Origin of the sequence: Burkholderia oklahomensis C6786, from assembly GCF_000959365.1 — a bacterium.
GTDB classification, from domain to species: Bacteria; Pseudomonadota; Gammaproteobacteria; order Burkholderiales; family Burkholderiaceae; genus Burkholderia; species Burkholderia oklahomensis.
The window spans coordinates 1,427,681-1,446,640 of the sequence record NZ_CP009556.1 but is presented as its reverse complement, the minus strand read 5'-3'; the positions used below and the strand labels follow the sequence as shown (position 1 = coordinate 1,446,640).

Below are 18,960 nucleotides of genomic sequence, written 5' to 3'. Positions count from 1 at the left end.
TTGCGCGGCTCGGCTCCCGTCACATGACGCGGACAGCGAGCGGATTGCGCGCGACCGTCGCCGCATCCGCCTTCAACGCAAGCATGCGGCGCATGCCGGTCGGTCTTGCGGCCCGGCCGGGCGACAGTCGGGCGACGGCCGCTTCGTCCGAGCGCGGTCGGGCAACGCGGCGGCAGCGCGCGCCCCGCCGTTCCTTCGGCTTGCCGGATCGGCGGCGGAAAACCACGTCCGCCGACGATGCGGGCAATCGGCGATCGAAGCCGCGTGCCACGCATGCCGTCAGCGCCAATTCGCGTCCACCCACTGGCGAATGCTCTCCCATTCGGGGGTGTTCATGTACGCGACGGTTTCGCTCTCCAGCAAGGGCGCCTTGCGCCAGTCGTCGAGCTCGACAGTTTCGCCGAGCACGAAATTGCCGCGCTGGTAGCATCCGCCCAGCAATTGCTGTGCTTGCTGCGTCGCCAGCATCGCTGTCGCGTCGAACGTCAATCCGAGCAACGCGGAGGCCGGCACGTCATTGCGCTCGAACGGCCAGAACCAGGTCGTCACGCCCCATCCGAGCGGATCGCCGACTGCGTCCGGACGGATGCCCGCCCGGCTGACGCCGGTGCCGAGCGACAGCACCCGCATGTTTCCGAGATTGCCTCCGAGGCCGCTCGCCAGCGCCTCGGAGACGGCGGTCATCGACGGATTGTTCGCGAACACGCCGCCGTCCGCGAAGTAGCCGAGCGAAGGCACTTCGTACGGCGGGAAATAGGACGGCGCGGCCGACGTCGCGAGCGCCGCGTCGACGAGACCGACATGGCGATACGCATTGCCGCTCGCGTTCGAGAACGTGCAAGCGGACCAGCTTTGCATGTCCGGATCCCACAAGCGCGCCGAATTGACGACGATCAGCCGACGCAGCTCGGTCAGATCGCCGCCGCCGAGCAGTTCCTGCGCGATGCGCTTGAGCCCCGTGTTGACGTACTGGCACGCCAAGAAGCCCGGCCCGGCCAACGCGGCGAAGGTCGCGGTGCCCGTTTCGATTACGGCCTTCTGCTCGAGCCACACCCGGTTTTCCCGAAATATCTCCGCGCCACGATTCCTGTAGATGTCGACGACTTGCGAAATCGGCACGCCGCGCGCGAGCGCCAGCGACAGCAAGCCTCCCGTCGACGTGCCGGCGAAGCCGTCCGCCTTCGCGATGATCCCGCTGCGCCGATCGAGATCCTGGATGAGCAACGCGGTGATCAACCCCCTGATGCCGCCACCGTCGCAACTGAGAATCTTGAAGGCCATCGCGGTTCTCCTCGGCTGGTTATACGGATGCGAGCGTTCTGTCGGAAAGACGCTTTGTCGCTTGGTGCATCCGTGGGTGGATCAAATGTGATGTCGGCTCCGGATTCTCGCGTCGAGCGCGTCGCGCGCCGCGTCCGAAGTCACCTGTCTGTTTCCATCGCAGCATCAATTCGGTTCGGCATTCCCGTCGGATTCGCCCGTCGCTTTCGATTTCTCCGCAACGATGCCTTCGCACCCGGTCATGCGAAGCCGGCCCGTCCGCACGCGATCTCGGCAACCGGTCACCGCGTCTTCCGGCTGCTTACGTCGCGGCTTTCCGCATCCCGTTCCGACAGCGATGAACGTCGCGCCGCGCGGCGATTCGATGCGCACTTTTAAATTAGGACGTGCGAGCCGCTTTGGCCAGGCCGGGATGCAACAAACCTGCATGCGCTTGCGCGCGTCGCGCTCCGACGACGCACGCACGATCGGCCGGCCGGAATTCACCGCGACGTGCGGCCATCGCGCCCGCCGTTCGTCGCGAGCCGTTCGCGCCCCGCGAGCGCATCGACATCGCAACCCCGGCCAGCCCCGTGACCGGGTCTTCGCGACACCTGCCGCAGGCTCCGCGTCAGTCGCTCGCGACCGCACGACACGATCCTCATCAACGACACGCGAATGCGCCGCGGGCCGTATTCTCCGGCGAGCGCCATCGCATTCGGCATGATGCAGCCGAGCCCGAGGCCGGCCGCGAAGCGCCCGCCGATCCGTTGAGCGATCGACTGCGCGAAGCCGGCCGCGATCACGCAGACGGAAAAGAACAGCGTCGCGCCGATCAGCACCGGACGCCGGCCGATCTTGTCGGCGAGTGCGCTGAACACGAGCGACCCGATCAGCATCCCGAACAATCCGGCGCCGAACCCGGGCGACAACGTCTCCTTCGCGATCCCCCATTCCCGGATCGCGACCGGCGCGACGTATCCCATCGCCTGCACGTCGAATCCGTCCATCACGAGGCGCGCCGCGCACAGCGCGACGATCGCCCATTGATGCGCGCCGAAGCGGCTGTTGTCGAGCATCTCCCACACGTCCACTCGCGTACGCATCCGTCGTCTCCTCGTCTTTGTCGCGGTCGTTGTCCGCCCGGTGTCGGAGGGCGGATAGACGCTACAGCTCGAGCACGAGCCGCCCGCGCTTCGCGCGCGAGCAGCACGCCATCATCCGCGTGCTCGCCGCGCGCTCGCCCGCGCTCAGCACGCTGTCGCGATGATCGACTTCGCCTGCCAGCACGCGCACTTCGCACGAGCCGCACAGTCCTTCCTCGCAATCGCTCTGCACGTCGACGTTCGCCGCGCGCAGCGTCGCGAGCAGCGTCCGGTTCGCAGGCACCGTCAGCGTGACGCCCGAATCCTTCAGCTCGACTTCGAACGGCCGCTCGGCGGCCGGATCGAAGCGCGGCGCGCCGGCCGCGAAATGCTCGACGCGCAGCGCATCCGCCGGCCAGCGCGGCGCGCACGCGGCGAGCGCATCGAGCATCCGCGCCGGCCCGCATGCGTAGACCTGCGTGCCGGCCGCGACGTCGAGCGCGGCGAAATCGTGGCGCGTGCATTCGTCCGATACGTGCAGATGCAGCCGATCGCCGTGCAGCGCGGCGAGCTCGTCGACGAACGCCATCGTGCGGCGGCTGCGTCCGCTGTAATGCAGCGCGTAATCGACGCCGCGCGCGCGCGCTTCCCGCGCGATCGCGCCGATCGGCGTGATGCCGATGCCGCCCGCGATCAGGATCACGCGGCTCGCGCGTTCGTCGAGCGGGAAATGGTTGCGCGGCCCGCGAACCTTCACGCGCATGCCGGGCCGCAACCGTTCGTGCATCCATGCGGAGCCGCCGCGGCTCGCCGGCTCGCGCAGCACGGCGATCTCGTACGCGCCGCGCTCGGCCGGATCGCCGCACAGCGAATACTGCCGGGAAAGGCCGGTATCGCCGCATTCGACGTCGATGTGCGCGCCCGCGCTCCAGCGCGGCAACGGCGCATCGTCCGGCGCGACGAGACGCACGCGCAGAATGCGCTCGGCCACGGGCGTCGCGCGGTCGACGCGCAACGCGCGCCCCGCGCTGCGCGCGTTCGATTCGCCGATCCGCACGGTCAGCACGGAACGCCGGGCATCCGCGCGCAGCCGCTCCGGATTCGCGGCCGGGTCCCATTCGACCCAAAGATGCTCCGGACCGCGAAACGACGTGTTCGGCACGTACGTGAAGCGTTGCTCGGCGAGCCGCATGTGCGGCAGGCGGCGCGTCAATTCGTCGATGAAGATCTGCATCTCCATGCGCGCGAGATGCTTGCCCATGCACTGGTGCGAGCCATAGCCGAACGTCAGGTGATCGGCCGGGTTGTCGCGATGGATGTCGAACAGGTCCGGATCGTCGAAGCGGCGTTCGTCGCGATTGGCCGACGACGTGACGATCAGCAGCTTCGCGCCCGCCGGAATCGCGACGCCGCCGACCGTCGTATCGCAGGTCGCGAGCCGTCGCCACGCGGCGATCGAACCGTTGTGACGCAGGCATTCGTCGACCGCATTCGGAATCAGCGACGCATCTTCGCAGAGCTCGCGCCATGCGTGCGGGTGCTGCAGCAACAGCTTCAGCGCGTTCGCGGTCGCGTTCGCGGTGGTTTCGTGCGCGGCGACGATGCCCGCCATCATCATCGAATGCAGATACGAATCGGTGACGACGTCCGGATGCTCGCGCTGCATGCGGATGCCGAACTGCATCCAGCCGGGCCCCGACGGATCGTCGCGCATCCTGTCGAGCACCTTGCCTGCGTACTGCCAGAACTGCCCGACCGCATGCGCGACCGCGACCTGCTCTTCCGGCCGCGGCCGGCCCCACGTGTTGACGGTGTGCGCGATCGAGTATTTGCGCAGCGCATCCATGTCCTCTTCGGGAACACCGAGGAAATGCAGCGCGACCGTGAGCGGCACCTCCCACAGCATCTGGTCGACGAGATCCGCACGCCCGTCGTCGATGAAGCGGTCGACGTATTCGCGCGCGAGCCGCCGCACCATCGGCTCGTGGGCGCGCAGCGCGTCGGGCGTGAACGGCTCGATCAGCAAGCGCCGCCGCGCCATGTGCGCGGGCTCGTCCTCGTTGACGAGCGTGTGATTCATCGCATAGCCGTACGATGCGAGCGCCGCATTCGCTTCCGGTCCGGCCGGCGTGATCTTCTCGAGCGCGATCGACGGGCTGAAGGTCCGGTTGTCGCGGAAGATCGCCTTGATGTCGTCGTAGCGCGCGACGACCCAGTAGCCGAGCTTCGGGCTGTAGAACACCGGCTCCTGCTCGCGCGCCCAGCGCACGTATTCGGGCGGATCCTGCTGATACGCGTCGTCGAACGGATCGAACGCGGCCGCGCCGGCGCTCGCCGGGCACCCGGCGGGATGCGGCGCAGCGGCGGGCGAAGCGGAATGAAACGGACACTGCGCGGCGTGCTCAGCCGGCGTGGACGCAACGTTCGTCATGGCGGTCCTCCAGTCGAGGCATTATTTTTGCGCAACTCTAGGAATCGTACTCGGAAAGTCATACTGCCTTATCCGACTGTCCGAATTTGCGCGGCAACCTCTGTTCGGGGTGTCTTCTGCACGTAGATCGACCACATCAACGGGCAGCAACGCGACACCTGGTGCCGAAGTGCACGTTGCGCTTCCAGTGAGCTTCGCCGCCACTGCGCAACCATATTGGCGCCCAAATCATGCCCACGGGCCACCTCGGCAATCGAGCGATTTGGATCGTTCGCTTTGGCGGCCACCGCGTCCCGAAACTCCTTCGTGTAATTTCTCGATCCCGGTTATCGTCCGTGCGCCGCTGACTTCGTCAATCTGATTCCCATTACATCTGACGGGAATCACACGAATTTACCAACGTTACCGCGCCCTCGCGAATGCTCCTCCGTGACAGCGACAATGGACATCAGATTATCTCCGCCGCCCCCTCATGAACAGACGTCCCGGATCGAGTGATTACGATGCAAACAAATTTCAACAAATTTAAACAAATTAAAATATCAACACAAAACACACCCCTTATATTTCATCAAATCTCCACATCATCCGATCGAATAGCATGGGACAATTTCACTTCCTTATTTAACCCAAAATAAATGGATGCAGGCGAAAATAATAAATGATTTTTCTTCAATTTCTTGGTTGCGCTGGCGTGCCTAAGTACTGCTTCACATATCCAATTCTCCTTCATTTCGATTGGCGATGGCAGCGACGGTGATGAAGGCTGACAAGTCACAAACAAATTCGATATGGCTTCATGAGTCTGGACTCAGCGGCAGCAAATCACATGAATGGTTTGCAGTTTTTCGTTGTAGCGGGCCACGGCCTGCCGGCGATCGGACGCTAACCATAGCGATGCTCGACGGCCCCATCTGGACTGCCCCTCCCGAATTCTGCACATCGGTGAGCGGAAGAACAGCGTCTCCGAATAGAGGCGCAATGCGGAACAATGAGGAATGAGGAATGAGGAATGAGGAATGAGGAATGAGGAATGAGGAATTTTTTATAACTTAAACAGCATTAACGAAATTACAATACCCCACCACAATGGTCAACTTAAATATCGAAATTTAAGTAAATATTACCATTACACCAACGAGATGAGCATGAACGATTCCGCATTATGTCGAGTTAACAACAATAGATACCGGAGTGTACGAAGCTACAACTCGCGTGTTCGCTTCCTGATCCTGCATTACACTGCGCTTGATTTTTCCGAATCAATCAGGGCATTGACCGGAGCAGGCGTAAGCGCTCATTACCTTGTCCCGGATCCAACTGACAAAACATACCGAGATGCCGGCTTTAAGGATCTTCAAATATTCAATCTGGTCGACGAAAAAGACCGCGCTTGGCACGCCGGCGTCAGTGCATGGGAAGATAGGACAAATCTCAATGACTGCGCTATCGGTATTGAAACTGTAAACCTCGCCGTCGATAATCAAGGGCAGTTTTATTTCCCTCCATATGAAGAGCGCCAGCAAGTCGCGATTGCCCAGCTAGCTGCCAACATCGTGGCGCGCTATCCAGACATCACGCCAACTCGCGTGTTAGGGCACTCTGATATTGCCTACTCTCGCAAGAGCGATCCCGGCCCGAAATTTCCCTGGCAGCTACTCTATCAGTACGGCGTCGGAGCCTGGTATGAACTTGAGTCGGTTTCGCAATTTCGAGAGGAAATTAAAAATGGCCGACTCTCTACAGCCAAAACGGACATGATTTCGCAATTTAGAAAATATGGCTATGCAGTGACAGCCGACATGACCGACTCCAACTACCGGGCCTTGGTGCGGGCCTTCCAGATGCATTTCCGGCAAAGCAGTTACTCAGGGGAAATGGATGATGAAACTGCCGCCATCTTGTTCGCGTTAAATAAGAAATATCGCCCTTAAACCCGCGGCGATGATGGCACCGGCAGCAGCAGTACGAAGTGGCCATGTTATTGCCGGTTTCCGTCGTGTCATGCGATACAACACCGATGCCGACCTTACTGCCAGCGGCGACTATGCCTCTCGCAGAGAAACCTGCCGCACCGGTAAGCGCGATCGAGATCCGATTTGTGCGATCGGTCGCGTGGGTTAATGACGTACTGGATGCCGAAACACCGCGTACTGTGCCCAGTAGCTTGCTGTCTTAATCAGCCTGCCGGCAGACACGCGTGTTTTTGGCCGATAGGTAACGTTGTGGTTAATCTTTAAAATATGATACACGAGGATTCTAGATGAACCTTAAGCTGTTCGTTGCCGCCGTTTCCTGCAGTGTTAGCTTTTCTGCATTTGCCGATATAACTGATTCCATTGCAGTTTACTCTACTCAGAATAATCAAGGATCCGTGTCTTTAGGCGAAAAATCTTTTTTCACAAAGGATTTCAAGATAAGTATTGCAAATATCTCAAATAAGCCCATCGATTTAAATAAAATTTGTCTAAGAGCGTTTTCCAAAGATGGAAAAGAGTTCAAGCTTGATACTATTGATGAGAAGCTAGCCAAGGGGCTGCTGAGCCCAGGAAAATCGGTAAATGGTTTTGCCGTTTTTGCATCTGATGATGCATCGGTTTCAACAGCTGCCGTGGTAAAGGCGCTGTCTGTCTGCAAGTGATTTGCAATGATGTATTTATTTCGCGGGGCGTAAGCGCTCGATCAACGGCACTCTGCCAACAACTATTGAGACATCAGAGAAATGTGCCCACCTAAATAGCAAGCCCTAAAATCGTGAGCGCCTTACGTGGCATGGTTCTCAAGGGCAGGCGGTGTCGTGAGAATTGCAGGGTCCAGGCATATTGAGGCGTGAATCCTGCAAATTTCGATGAGGTCTGGATGGTGCCGAAGGCGCCTGAGACGGGGTGAAATTTTTTCCGGCATTCGCTGCGCAAACAGTTCAACTTGAAGCATCCGCTAGTGGGCTTGGCCGATCTTATCGATTGGAATCGACTGGGCCCGGGTTAATGGCATAAGTCATGATGGATCGGACGCTTCATAAATTATATTGATAGCTAACGACTGCGAATCGAAGACGTAAAAGCCTAAAAAATTAACGATCTTAAATTACATCGGCATTAGTTATATATAAATTTATTCAAATCAATGTCTATCAAATCAATCTTCCATATTTTTTCCACTCTTACCATGCTTGCGCTATCTGCGTGCAGCGGACCCTCAGTTTCGTCGCCGCTAAAGCCGATCGAAAAAGCGGCACCGGCATCGACAGCTATAGCGAATATGGATGAAGAAACGTCCCAAAAACTCGATGAATTGCTGGCATTGCGCGCGAAGAATCAGGAAGAAAGCACCGGAAAAATTATCGACATCTTGTCAGCGGCATTTCTGCAAACCCCATATCGCGGAAAACTACTCATAGGTTCGAATACAGTTCCAGAGAAATTGGTTATTGATTTCCGTGGATTGGATTGCTTCACTTTCTTGGATTATGTTGAAGCCGCAAGACACTCAATTCATAAAACGGATTTCTTGAATCATCTTATTGAGACTCGCTATGTAAACGGCGATGTAAACTTTATTAATCGGCGTCACTTCTTTACAGACTGGGCATATAGACCCAAGGTGCTTGCCGACGATATTACCTCAACCTTGAGCGCCAATGCCGTGACAACAAAAAAAGCACTCAACTATAAATCAGATGCAACGCTATATTTGCCAGGCTTGCCTGTCGTACAGCGGAGCGTCACCTATATTCCGAGCAATTTTGTGGACGATTTCGTTATTAGTCAATTGCAAACCGGGGATTTTATTGGAATTTATTCTCGAGCCGATGGCTTGGATGTAACACATGTTGGCATCTTCATCAAAACAAATTTTGGGCCGATATTTCGCAACGCATCCTCAAAGAAAAAGTATATGAAGGTCATTGACTCTCCGTTCGTCGAATACATTAGAAATACCCCTGGAATTGTAGTGCTTCGACCAAAAAATTACCAAGGCTAGGCAAATTTATATCTCAGTCGATGCCGGAAATTCCATCTTACCTGAATGGTCCGAATCGGCCTGAAGAACGCATTGGCGATGCGAATTCCACTCATATCATCCACTACAATGCGGAAAAATGAGAACCTCGTTATTGAGCTGCCGCTAGTACTACTGTATCAATAAAGTAACCAAAGACGCGGAGCAAAATGGGCATTGGTGGAGCCGGCGCGCGATATAGGCTGCGCGTCGCGATGGAGTCAGCCATGTGGCGCTGCGCGCGCCGGGGAGCCACGAGATACGTAGTCCGGGGGTAAGGTCAGTGGGGGCCAATTTCAGCGTTTTTTTGCTGCCCTCTTGAATGAGGCGTCGCGCGACAAGAAACCCGTAAGCGGCAATGCATCGCGTCGCATGGTAATGAAACCCGCGCCAGCCGCGCCCCTCGAAGTGCCCAAGACCAAACTCCTGCTTGAGATCCTGGTAGTCGCGTTCAACGCGCCAACGCTTCTTGGCAACCTGAATGAGTCATTCCACAGGCGCCTCTGCGGGCGACGTTGAGAGCCAGTACTTGGCCGGCTCGGTTTCGTCAACTGGCCACTCAATCGGCAGCCACGACTCGTCGCGCGGAGTGGAACGCCAGTAATCGCGGTGTGAGACGCGCCCGCGCACCGCCGCAAATCGCGAGCTCAGTGCGGCGCGCGTACCTTCACGCCACGATATCGTCCGATAGCAGGATGATTCGAGCGCCAGCGTTAATTGACTCATGTCCCGCTACCCGGCGCTGCAAGCTTCGCAATCGACCGCCTTTGCTCTTGGAGGGCTCAGCCCCCACCGGTGCGCGGCCTGGCGGCCATACACGCGCGCTCGATTGGATGCCCGCCGCATATTGGAAACCAAGCTCGATGACAGCATCGCGAAACGCGGTGTCGATCCCATAATCCCCATCGGCCAGCACGACACCATCCGATGCACCGCTTTGCCGCGCGCCACGCAGCTGCGTGATTGGAGCAGCCCCCGCGAAAACCGGACACGTGGTAACGCTTAAATTATGAGGTAGTCTTCTGCCTATGTTTAAGCCTAACCACAACGTAGAACCGGTCGAAGTTCTGACCCAGCCGGAGCAGCGCCGCCGGCGTTCTGTCGAGGAGAAGCTCGCGATAGTGCGCGAGACGTTCGAGCCCGGCGCGACAGTTTCCGGTGTTGCCCGTCGCCATCAGGTGAATGCCAACCAGGTCTTCGCCTGGCGCAAGCTCTATCAGGATGGAAGCCTGTCGGCCGTCAGTGCTGGCGAACAGGTGGTTCCGGCATCGGACCTGGCCGAAGCGATGAAGCAGATTCGCGAACTTCAGCGGCTGTTGGGCAAAAAAACGATGGAAGTGGAAATTCTCCGCGAAGCAGTGGAGTACGGTCGAGCAAAAAAGTTGATTGCGCGCTCACCATTGCTGCCGGGGGACGACCGTTGAAGACGGTCTGTGAAGTCCTGGGTGTGTCGCGCGCGAATCTCGCGGTCAAGTCGAAGCGTCCTGCTGAGTGGGTCGACCGGCGCAAGACGCCCGTTCTGGATGACATGCCGCTCGTCACCGAACTGCGAGAGCTGGTTGCCGACCTGCCCACGTACGGCTACCGGCGCGCATGGGCGCTGCTGAGGCGAAGCCGGGACGCGCTGGGCCAACCTCGCGTCAATGCAAAGCGGGTGTATCGCGTCATGCGTCGCCACGGCCTGCTGCTCGAACGCCGACCTCGTCATGTCCCATCGACGCGTCGGCACGATGGCAAGGTCGCGGTGGACAGAAGCAACGTGCGCTGGTGCTCGGACGGTTTCGAATTCCGCTGCGACGACGGTGCCCCTTTGCGCGTCGTCTTCGCACTGGACTGCTGCGACCGGGAAGCCATGAGCTGGGCTGCGACCACCGGTGGTTACACCGGTGACATGGTGCGCGACGTGATGCTTCAGGCGGTCGAAAACCGTTTCGCCGGTGCGTTGAAGGCTGACAGCGAAATCGAGTGGTTGAGCGACAACGGTTCCTGCTACATTGCCGACGAGACAATGACGTTCTCGCGTGAAATCGGCCTGAAGCCGGTCACGACACCCGTCAGAAGTCCGCAGAGCAACGGGATGGCCGAGAGCTTCGTCAAAACGATGAAGCGCGATTACGTTTCGTGGATGCCCAAGCCCGACGCCCGAACGGCGCTGCAGAACCTGGCCATTGCGTTCGACCACTACAACGAGTCGCATCCGCACAGCGCCTTGAAATACTGCTCGCCGCGCGAGTTTCGCCAGCAAGCAAATTCTCCAACCTAAGCGTGACCGCGTGTCCGGTCATGCAGGGGCAAGTCCAGTGATCGCGAGCTGCGGCTTGGTCGCAAATTCAATCTTGCTTGGCACGCCCACCTGCAGTCGCCTGGCCAGATCGTCGCTCCATTCCCGTGGCGGATAAAGCGTAAACCACGGGCAGGCTCGCCTCCTCAGTGGCCACAGACAGGCTCACGGCAACCTGACAGTTATCCTGCTTGCCGAGCTGCCCGCAGTATTGCCGCGCGACACCGACTGAATGCTTGCCCTTTTTCGGGAAGCTCGTGTCATCAATAATCCAGTACAGGCCCGTTGCCGGATCAATCTGCGGCAACACCCAACGACACACCTGCTCGAGCAGCGTGGCGTCAAACCATTTCGACTTTGAAACGAAATGATATAGCGACCGGTGCCGCGCGCTCACGCTCTGCGAGCAGGTCAACCAATGGGCGCGCGAACAGGGCAAACCCGGTGTAGCATATGTTATCGACGGACCCTCCGGATTCTCTGGGCCGATAGCCAAAGCGTTGTCCAGCGACACCATTTCAAGCATTGCCTCAGAGTTGGAGAGTGTAACGGGCGACAGTCTGTTCTTTATCGCAGGCGTACCTCGCGATTTTTACAAATTCGCAGGCGAACTGCGCCAACATCTGGCAACGAAGTTGGACTTAATCGCTAAGCAACGCTTCGAGTTCTGCTGGATCACCGACTTTCCAATGTATGAATGGGCTGAGAAGGAACAGCGCATCGATTTTTGCCACAATCCATTCTCGCTTCCTCAAGGTGGGTTCGAAGCTCTTGAAGCCGCCGTCACCGTCGAGCAGCAACTCGCGCTAAAAGCCTATCAGTACGACATTGTCTGTAATGGCATCGAGTTGTCGTCAGGAGCAGTTAGAAACCACGTCCCGGAGATCATGTACAAGGCTTTTGAAATCGCCGGCTACCGGCCTGCCGATCTTGAGGACAAGTTCGGTGGCATGTTACGCGCGCTGCAGTTCGGTGCGCCTCCGCACGGCGGTATTGCTCCGGGCATCGACCGCATAGTGATGCTGTTGGCGGGTGCCAGCAACCTGCGGGACGTCGTCATGTTCCCAATGAACCAACAGGGCGAGGATCTCATGATGGGTGCTCCTAGCACCGTGGCCGCCAGACAACTGACGGATCTTCACATCCAGATCGTGCCGCCGTCGCCAGTCGGTCGTGACTAATATCAGCCTTGTGCGAGCGGCCCGCTCACGCTCCTCCAGAATCGTGCTTACTTCAGTGCCGGGCGCGCAATCAGCCGATGACAGGCGATCGCCAGAATACTGCAACTTCCCATTACCAGCGCTAAAGGAAGCGCGGAAGTGATCTTAAAGAGGCTCGTCATGAATATCGTCGCGACGCCCAAGCCGTTTTGAACAGCGCCCATGACCGCAGACGCCGTTCCGGCGTGCTTCCCATGTTTCATTAGCCCTAACGCGGAAGCGTTAGGGCTAATGAAACCGTGTCCTACGAGAAATCCGAACAGCACGGCGAGCACTGCAAATAGCGACGAAAATCCAAAGTAAAGAGCCGTGATCAGCATGATCGACAACACTGCGGGACACAACAGCGCAACGCCGAGTATCCGATCTGGTGGAAATCGCTCAACAATCGCCGCATTGACCTGGGAGGCAAATATAAGACCAGCAGTATTAGCAAAAAAAACCATTCCGAAGTATTGCGCGGGAATGCCATACACCTCCATCAGAACAAATGGTGCACTGACGACGTAGGCGAATAGTGCCGACTGCATCAATCCGGACACGACAGTATATGCGAGCAATTGAGAACAACTCAATAGTGCTCGATACTGCCCAAAAATAGATAAATTATCTTCACGAACTCTGCGTTCTGCCGGGAGCGTTTCATTGATTGTAAAAAAGACCCCAATCAAAAGCAGACTCGCAAACAAAGCCAAGATAGCGAATATAACTCGCCAGCCCGCCCCCGCCATCCACCCACCAATCAACGGCGCAATCATCGGTGCCACGGCGACGACCGTAACCATCAACGAGAATGCCCTGGCCGACCCATTGGGTCCGAAGCGGTCCCGCACCATCGCACGCCCGATCACGATTCCAGCACAACCCCCTACGCCTTGTACGAATCGCCATGCAATTAGCATCCATATGTTTTGTGCCAGCCCGCATCCAATAGAGGCAACGATATAAAGGAGAATACCCGTGCACAGGGGAATTTTCCTTCCGACCCGGTCGCTTACTGGCCCATGCAGCAATTGACCGATGATCACGCCGGTCAAGAAGGCCGTCACGGTGTACTGAACGAGCCTATGCGGCACGCCGAACTCGATGGAAATAGCAGGAAATCCTGGGAGGTACATATCGGTCGATATTGGGCCTAGCGCTGTCACGAGACCAATAAGAATCAACCACCCTAGATTAAACGAGCCACTCGAGATCACGCGAACATTCATAACCATGCCCCAATCATCCAGTTCTTACTGGAGATATCGATTTAAATAATAATCTCAAATCCATCGTTGGTTAAAAACACCTCCCGATTGCGTTTGGCCGGTACCGTCTCGTCTCTGCGGCGCTAACATCAACGACCCCCCCCACACTGACGTGTACTTGCCAATACTACCACCGAAGCGTTTGCCGATCATACTCGCGACACCATTTTCGCCGGCTACAAACCCGCGCCGAACATATCTCTTCTCGCCGATCAGAAAATGACAATACTAGGAAGACTGTATAGAACAATTCAATTCATCTAAGCGCGTGCACAATGTTTAAAAAAAACGGCCCTCAGCGCGGCCGCTGAGCCGTTCGTGAGCCTCGCCGTTCGTCGTCGGTCAGCAATCGACCATCGGTGCACTCCCTGTAGCCGTTGCCCGCGCCGAAGGTATACTCGTCGCCTATCTGCCTCGACTGGCCAGACGCCGCATCGCTAATCTGCGCGCCGGCGACATCAAGACCGATGCCCGAGACGCCGGATATCCTGCGATCACTTCGATTAGCCGACGAGCAACTCGCGGCGCTCGCGATGCTCTGCAGCGTCGAAGACGACCTCGCCGCTCAGGTCACTCAAACCAGCAACCACTTTCACGGCCTGCTTACGCAGATCCATTCAGGCACTGAGCGAACAAACCGCGATCGCGCCCGGCATGCAGGCAGCTACCATCGTCATGCCCCGCTTAGTCCAACAGCTTGCGACCTTGCATAGCGCCGCTTCGAGATCGGACGTGGAGCGACTGGTACTGCTCCCCTCGTTGGCTGGTCCAGACCAGCATGCCGGCAGTTGGCGTCAGGACCGCCACCATACTCCTGACCGAAGCCGCCCACTGGCCTTCGCTTCGGCTGTACACCCGACGGCCTACGCCGGCCTTGCCTCGTTCACTCGACGCTCAGGCTCGTCTATCTGAGGCGCGTCCCCATCCAGACGCGGCATCAAGCGCGCCTTTCCTCTCTGCCTTCACTGCCTTACGAGATCCGGTTTCACGGGTCTATTACTCGCCCAAGATCCAGCAAGATAAGCGCCATAACCAAGCACTCATCGTACTGGCGCGACGACGCTGCGGCATCCTGTTCGCCTTGCTGCGCGACCGCACCACTTACCAACCCAAGTCAGCTCTACCGATTGACAAAGGACATAGCTCCCAAAGACCTAGACTGACACGTAGCCTACAGATGGCTTAACCATTATCGAGAATTACACGCTCTTATATGTGCCACTAGAACTTCATTCAACCGCCATTTTTTCCGGGTCGGAAATTATCTCTTCAATTATATTCAAATAATCGAAAGCCAGGATCCTTACATCTTCCCCACAAAAAATTCCAGCATAGTAACCAAAGACACCAGAGAGCGCATTCTCACCTTCACAAATAGAAAGTGTCAGATCCGTTTTCACGCCCTGCAACGGTACACTTTCTTTTATGACGGCGACGTCGTCGAATTTGAGTAAATCTGGAGAAAATGGCTGATAATTGAAATGAATCTGAAATGGCGATACGTAGCTCCTGCCGACGTCCACGCCAGCGCATGCTTCGAAAAACTGGGGCGGCAGTTCAGCGTTCGCCGACACATCCAGACTCGACTTACTCAAACACCTCACCACATCGATATATCTCATCTTCTTGTTTAGCACGATTCGATACGCGCCTGGCTGGACGAAATATCCGATAATAGCCTCCCTGTTTGAATTTTTCCTATTCGCAATCGGTGATCTAATGCAGACATCGCGCTGACCTGTTTTCCTCTCGAAAAGTACAAAAAAGGCAGCCAACAAGAGATAGTTGGACGTACACGAATATGCACGACAGAATTCATCAATACCCGTTTTGTGCGCTTCAATTGAAAATTCGAACTGGCCACCTTGAAACGAAAATAATTCTGGCCGATCTCGCCCACATGGCATCATCAACGGGAAGCGGAGCGACGCGAAGATCTCGAAACGAAATGTGATGCGTAGAGGATGCTGAAAAATGGATCGGAATCCCGAAATGTTTGACACGCTGGAAGGAGCGATTGGCATGCACCTGGGTGTCGCAAACAATTGACGATCTCGAACCGCAAGATGCCCGATATCTTGATCCTGCACGAAAGGAAGGGGCATCCCGACCGGGCGCCAGCGAATTTTTGAAAGCGGGCGCAGTCTTTCGAGTTGAAACTGTTCGTAGTCTGTAGCGACGGCCAGGATTTTGAAACGGCGCGGGAGTGGCCATGCTGATCAAATACTCTTCGCCCGTCCAAGTCGGTACCTAGACGTATTGCCCAGGCACCGAAGCACCGCGCACCCCGCGCAGAAAGTCTGACCGCGATCTTCCAGAGCAACGGAGATGAAATATGCCAAAGGTATCCCATCAGCACCTTGTATTTCGACACCGGAAGCGCGGGCGTGGTGCTTTATCCCGTCGACAGACCAACCGAGATGGGATGTAAACGTTTAATCGCTATCGAGCGTCGCGTTGTGGCGAGGTGCACGCGCATCCGTGTGACAGGATTCGATTGCGGAAGTTACAGGATTTCAATATGGTCGTGAATAGAAAGTGTGAAAGAGCCCTCATCGTGGACAGTCATCCGATTACCCGAGACGGCATCGAGATCGTGCTCCGAAATGCGTTTGCCAACATTGACGTCCTCGGCACATCGGATATGGCCAAGGCGGGCAATAGCTGCCGCCTCGCCAAGCCGGATCTCGTGCTGATGGACCTGATGCTGCCAGGAGCGGCCCCACTGATAGAGATGAGGCGGATTTTGGGAGAACTGCCGGACGTCAAATTCGTCGTCTTCACCGCGCTGAAATCGGAAGCGCGCGCGGCAGATGCGATCCGCCATGGCGCGTCGGGCTACGTGTTGAAATGGTGCCAACCGGATGATATGGTGCGCGCCGTCGAGCGCGCGCTGTCGGGCAGCATCTATATCGACCCTTCTCTCGACGAGGCGAAAATCTCTTCGATCCTCGACAGCCGAGCGCCGTCGGGATTCGCAGACGAGTTGACGCGGCGAGAAAAACAAGTGCTGGAGCTGATCATCGACGGTGCGCGAAGGCGCGAGATTGCGTCGCTGCTGAACATCAGTCCGAGAACCGTCGACTGCTACCGGCAGCGCCTGATGCAAAAGCTTGGCGCACACAATGTCGCGGACGTCATTCACTGGTCCTACAAATTCAGCACCCCGATACGAGTTCGTTGAGAATGTAGGCTGGCGCATTCCGCTGAAGTGCACATGCTCGATTCGTGCATTCCGGCCCTGCGATCGTACTACGCCTGCCTTTGCTTGACCGTCACGCCTTGATGGGCCGGAAAATCCGCGGGTGGGTCCGTCCACTGTGACTGAAACAACCATGTCGTATTTCATTGTTGCCTACCTTCAACCTGGCGACATGGAGCACCTGAACGGCGGCATGCCTGTTAGCCCTGTTCCCGCGCGCTCGAACGACACCGGATTGTCCGGCAGCATCCCAATGTTCATCCAAGCGACGTCAGCGTCTAAAATGGGGGCTATCCCGGTTGACGATCGCTCTGCGCTCGGCGATACGGGACTTCGCGACGCCGGCACAGCGTAAGCGTGATGCGGGCAACATGCAGGTTTATGGCGCGGACAAAGTGCGGAAGCAGTTGAACCGGGAGCGTATTGCGGTGGCACGTTGCACCGTCGAGCCGTGGCAGGGCTGGCTCTATGTCGCATTTGTGATCGATGTGTTCGCTCGGCGCATTGTCGGCTGGCGTGTTAGTTCATCGATGACCACGGACTTCGTTCTGGATGCACTTGAACAAGCCTGATTATTGGGGCTGGTCAATTCAGAATCGTGTCGCACGAAGACGGCTTTGAGCTCGCAACTGCCGCACGATGCGCGGACGGCCATCGCTGCCGCGACTCGCCCGGTAGATGGCCGCCACTTCGATGTCCGGCGCCTCGTTGGCCTGCGCTCTGACGCTGGGCGAGCGAGCCCGCCACTGGCAATATCCACTACGCGAAACGCCCAGAATCTGGCATAGCCGGGTGATGCTGTACTGGTCGCGGTGTTCGTCGATCCATGCGCACCTCACCGCGCCCCTTTCGCGAAGCATGCCGTCGCTTTTTGAAATATCTCGATATCGAGCTTCGCACTGGCGAGCTCCTTGCGCAGCCGGCTGTTCTCCGCTTCCGGTTCACGGATCGGTCGACGACCCGTGCTCGGCGCACTGGCCGCGCCCGTTGTCGCTTTCGCATTGCCTTTGCGCTGAACACGGCACCCATTTCCCAGCGTCGCCACCGGCACGCCCAGCCTACGAGTGGTTTCATGCTGGCCAACGTTCTCCGACAAGCGCACGGCCTCTTGCTTGAATTCCTATGTGCGTTGCCTTCTCGGCACCACTTTTTCTGCCATCCGCTTCTCCATACAGTCAAAAAGTTATCAAACTTCTTGCTGTACGTGGAATCGAGGCAGAGGCAGCCTTCGCCTGCTCAAACGAACGCCCCCGACAGCGCATCGCCCGGACGCTCAGTCGCCGCCGCCGAGAAGCCTCGCGATATCAGTGCGAGCGCCTGAAGCGGAACACGAACCAGTAAACTGCGCCCACCAAGAGCGCCCCACCGATCCAGTTTCCCGCGGTGATCACCGCGAGATTGCCTAGGAAGTGCTGAACCGGAATCAATGGTTCAATCGTGATGGTTCCGTGACCTAGATCGAGCCAAAACGACTGCGGTGCCCATTGCTCGATCATCAGGCCGAATGGCACGAAGAACATATCGGCGATACAGTGTTCGAAGCCTGCGGCAACAAAGAACGCGACCGGGAACATGATGGAGAGCATCTTGTCGGTAAACGAGCGCGCCGACAGTGAAAGCCAAACCGCGAGGCAGACCATTACGTTGCAGAGAATCGCGAGGAAGAACGCTTCCATCGGCGCGTCGCTCGCCTTGGCCAACGCGAACGAGAGCGCGACCGCGCCGAACGCGCCGTGACCGATCTTGTAGGCACCCGCCAGGAACAGAATCAGAGCGGTCGCCACCGCGCCGACGCCATTGCCGATCCACACCGTCACCCACACGCGGATCAGCTCGCGAAACCGCAGACGCTTGCTCGCCCACGCCATCACCATCAGGCAATCGCCCGTGAAGAGCTGCGCGCCACCGCAGATGATCAGCACGAGGCCGAGCGAGAACACGATGCCGCCGATCAGGCGCGTCACGCCGAACGACATATGCCCGGCGGCGTCCGACATCGCAACGATCGCGAAGAAGCCTCCGAATGAGATGAACGCGCCGCCGAGAATGGCGAGCACGAAGAGCGTCGCGGTGTCGTAGTGAGCTTTCTTGACGCCGAGGTCTTCAGCGGCGCGCGCGATGGCGGGCGGCATGAGCGCATCGAACAGCGGCACTTCGACCGCTTGCCTGGAAGCCGCGCCGGTTGAACCGGCGGCCTTCGTGGAAACTTCGGTGACGGGTTTCATGACA

General features: G+C 57.8%; 14 protein-coding genes and 6 pseudogenes. 8 read left to right on the top strand and 12 right to left on the bottom strand.

From position 1 onward, the window contains the following. Positions 1–19: 19 nt before the first annotated feature. The 6 genes and pseudogenes from BG90_RS24275 to BG90_RS38105 form a co-directional block, all read right to left on the bottom strand. Complete coding sequence (locus BG90_RS24275) at positions 20–289, bottom strand: hypothetical protein (RefSeq protein WP_010119778.1); 270 nt, start codon at positions 287–289, stop codon at positions 20–22. Beyond that, positions 280–1,281, bottom strand: coding sequence for a patatin-like phospholipase family protein (locus BG90_RS24270; protein WP_010119780.1), 1,002 nt, complete (start codon positions 1,279–1,281; stop codon positions 280–282). The genes BG90_RS24275 and BG90_RS24270 overlap by 10 nt, the downstream gene beginning before the upstream one ends. Before the next feature lie 165 nt (positions 1,282–1,446). Continuing rightward, positions 1,447–1,767: a hypothetical protein gene (locus tag BG90_RS35625; RefSeq protein WP_124072355.1), complete on the bottom strand. Its 321-nt coding sequence runs from the start codon at positions 1,765–1,767 to the stop codon at positions 1,447–1,449. Further along, entirely contained in the window at positions 1,764–2,366 is a 603-nt protein-coding gene (locus BG90_RS33830; RefSeq protein WP_232288958.1) for an MFS transporter, read from the bottom strand. The genes BG90_RS35625 and BG90_RS33830 overlap by 4 nt, the downstream gene beginning before the upstream one ends. A gap of 61 nt (positions 2,367–2,427) precedes the next feature. Next, the gene (locus BG90_RS24255) at positions 2,428–4,776 is read right to left on the bottom strand and encodes a cytochrome P450/oxidoreductase (RefSeq protein WP_010119783.1); all 2,349 of its coding nucleotides are present in this window, start codon (positions 4,774–4,776) and stop codon (positions 2,428–2,430) included. Positions 4,777–4,844: 68 nt separating this feature from the next. Then, positions 4,845–5,081, bottom strand: a pseudogene (locus tag BG90_RS38105) (transposase); the annotation flags it as partial. Between the two features lie 843 nt (positions 5,082–5,924). Between BG90_RS38105 and BG90_RS24250 the strand changes: the two are divergent. The 3 genes from BG90_RS24250 (at position 5,925) to BG90_RS33815 (ending at position 8,760) form a co-directional block, all read left to right on the top strand. Next, a complete protein-coding gene (locus BG90_RS24250) occupies positions 5,925–6,710 on the top strand; it encodes an N-acetylmuramoyl-L-alanine amidase (RefSeq protein WP_038802101.1) in 786 nt (261 codons plus the stop codon). Between the two features lie 329 nt (positions 6,711–7,039). Continuing rightward, positions 7,040–7,417, top strand: coding sequence for a DUF4354 family protein (locus BG90_RS33820; protein ID WP_010119785.1), 378 nt, complete (start codon positions 7,040–7,042; stop codon positions 7,415–7,417). Positions 7,418–7,902: 485 nt separating this feature from the next. Further along, positions 7,903–8,760: a DUF1460 domain-containing protein gene (locus BG90_RS33815; RefSeq protein WP_010119786.1), complete on the top strand. Its 858-nt coding sequence runs from the start codon at positions 7,903–7,905 to the stop codon at positions 8,758–8,760. 239 nt (positions 8,761–8,999) lie between these two features. Here the strand turns inward: BG90_RS33815 and BG90_RS33810 are convergent. Continuing rightward, positions 9,000–9,742: pseudogene (locus BG90_RS33810) on the bottom strand (IS701 family transposase); the annotation flags it as partial. A gap of 64 nt (positions 9,743–9,806) precedes the next feature. Between BG90_RS33810 and BG90_RS24240 the strand changes: the two are divergent. Further along, positions 9,807–11,041, top strand: a protein-coding gene (locus tag BG90_RS24240) for an IS3 family transposase (protein WP_085970859.1) whose coding sequence is annotated in 2 segments (ribosomal slippage) — positions 9,807–10,161 and positions 10,161–11,041 — 1,236 coding nt in all. Because the reading frame shifts where the segments join, the coding sequence is not laid out codon by codon here. Positions 11,042–11,062: 21 nt separating this feature from the next. Here the strand turns inward: BG90_RS24240 and BG90_RS24235 are convergent. Continuing rightward, a pseudogene (locus BG90_RS24235) lies at positions 11,063–11,456 on the bottom strand (IS701 family transposase); the annotation flags it as partial. A gap of 103 nt (positions 11,457–11,559) precedes the next feature. On the opposite strand from BG90_RS24235, the gene BG90_RS24230 reads away from it, so the two are divergent. Further along, positions 11,560–12,240 carry an amino acid--tRNA ligase-related protein gene (locus BG90_RS24230; RefSeq protein WP_010121682.1) on the top strand — a complete coding sequence of 227 codons (681 nt, stop codon included), beginning with the start codon at positions 11,560–11,562 and terminating at the stop codon, positions 12,238–12,240. 47 nt (positions 12,241–12,287) lie between these two features. Here the strand turns inward: BG90_RS24230 and BG90_RS24225 are convergent, their stop codons facing one another. After that, the gene (locus tag BG90_RS24225; protein WP_025990489.1) at positions 12,288–13,496 is read right to left on the bottom strand and encodes a multidrug effflux MFS transporter; all 1,209 of its coding nucleotides are present in this window, start codon (positions 13,494–13,496) and stop codon (positions 12,288–12,290) included. A gap of 367 nt (positions 13,497–13,863) precedes the next feature. Between BG90_RS24225 and BG90_RS35620 the strand changes: the two are divergent. Next, positions 13,864–14,715, top strand: a pseudogene (locus BG90_RS35620) (IS110 family transposase); the annotation flags it as partial. Between the two features lie 43 nt (positions 14,716–14,758). Here the strand turns inward: BG90_RS35620 and BG90_RS33805 are convergent. Further along, on the bottom strand, positions 14,759–15,634 hold the full coding sequence (locus BG90_RS33805; RefSeq protein ID WP_081470014.1) for a condensation domain-containing protein: 876 nt from the start codon (positions 15,632–15,634) through the stop codon (positions 14,759–14,761). Between the two features lie 416 nt (positions 15,635–16,050). Between BG90_RS33805 and BG90_RS24220 the strand changes: the two genes are divergently transcribed. Both BG90_RS24220 and BG90_RS24215 read left to right on the top strand, forming a co-directional pair. After that, the gene (locus tag BG90_RS24220) at positions 16,051–16,713 is read left to right on the top strand and encodes a LuxR C-terminal-related transcriptional regulator (RefSeq protein ID WP_010111727.1); all 663 of its coding nucleotides are present in this window, start codon (positions 16,051–16,053) and stop codon (positions 16,711–16,713) included. A 386-nt stretch (positions 16,714–17,099) separates the two neighbouring features. Beyond that, positions 17,100–17,300: pseudogene (locus tag BG90_RS24215) on the top strand (DDE-type integrase/transposase/recombinase); the annotation flags it as partial. Between the two features lie 42 nt (positions 17,301–17,342). On the opposite strand, the pseudogene BG90_RS33800 reads toward BG90_RS24215, so the two are convergent. Beyond that, positions 17,343–17,902: pseudogene (locus tag BG90_RS33800) on the bottom strand (transposase family protein); the annotation flags it as partial. Between the two features lie 133 nt (positions 17,903–18,035). Next, positions 18,036–18,956, bottom strand: a complete 921-nt coding sequence (locus BG90_RS24210) for a formate/nitrite transporter family protein (protein ID WP_010121689.1) — start codon at positions 18,954–18,956, stop codon at positions 18,036–18,038. Between the last annotated feature and the right edge of the window lie 4 nt (positions 18,957–18,960).

Excerpts from the sequence above, each read along its gene's own strand:
- BG90_RS33820 (WP_010119785.1), top strand. The coding sequence starts at position 7,040 with ATGAACCTTAAGCTGTTCGTTGCCGCCGTTTCCTGCAGTGTTAGCTTT.
- BG90_RS24255 (WP_010119783.1), bottom strand. The coding sequence starts at position 4,776 with ATGACGAACGTTGCGTCCACGCCGGCTGAGCACGCCGCGCAGTGTCCG.
- BG90_RS24250 (WP_038802101.1), top strand. The coding sequence starts at position 5,925 with ATGAACGATTCCGCATTATGTCGAGTTAACAACAATAGATACCGGAGT.
- BG90_RS24210 (WP_010121689.1), bottom strand. The coding sequence starts at position 18,956 with ATGAAACCCGTCACCGAAGTTTCCACGAAGGCCGCCGGTTCAACCGGC.
- BG90_RS33805 (WP_081470014.1), bottom strand. The coding sequence starts at position 15,634 with ATGCCCCTTCCTTTCGTGCAGGATCAAGATATCGGGCATCTTGCGGTT.
- BG90_RS24225 (WP_025990489.1), bottom strand. The coding sequence starts at position 13,496 with ATGGTTATGAATGTTCGCGTGATCTCGAGTGGCTCGTTTAATCTAGGG.
- BG90_RS33830 (WP_232288958.1), bottom strand. The coding sequence starts at position 2,366 with ATGCGTACGCGAGTGGACGTGTGGGAGATGCTCGACAACAGCCGCTTC.
- BG90_RS24270 (WP_010119780.1), bottom strand. The coding sequence starts at position 1,281 with ATGGCCTTCAAGATTCTCAGTTGCGACGGTGGCGGCATCAGGGGGTTG.
- BG90_RS33815 (WP_010119786.1), top strand. The coding sequence starts at position 7,903 with ATGTCTATCAAATCAATCTTCCATATTTTTTCCACTCTTACCATGCTT.
- BG90_RS24220 (WP_010111727.1), top strand. The coding sequence starts at position 16,051 with ATGGTCGTGAATAGAAAGTGTGAAAGAGCCCTCATCGTGGACAGTCAT.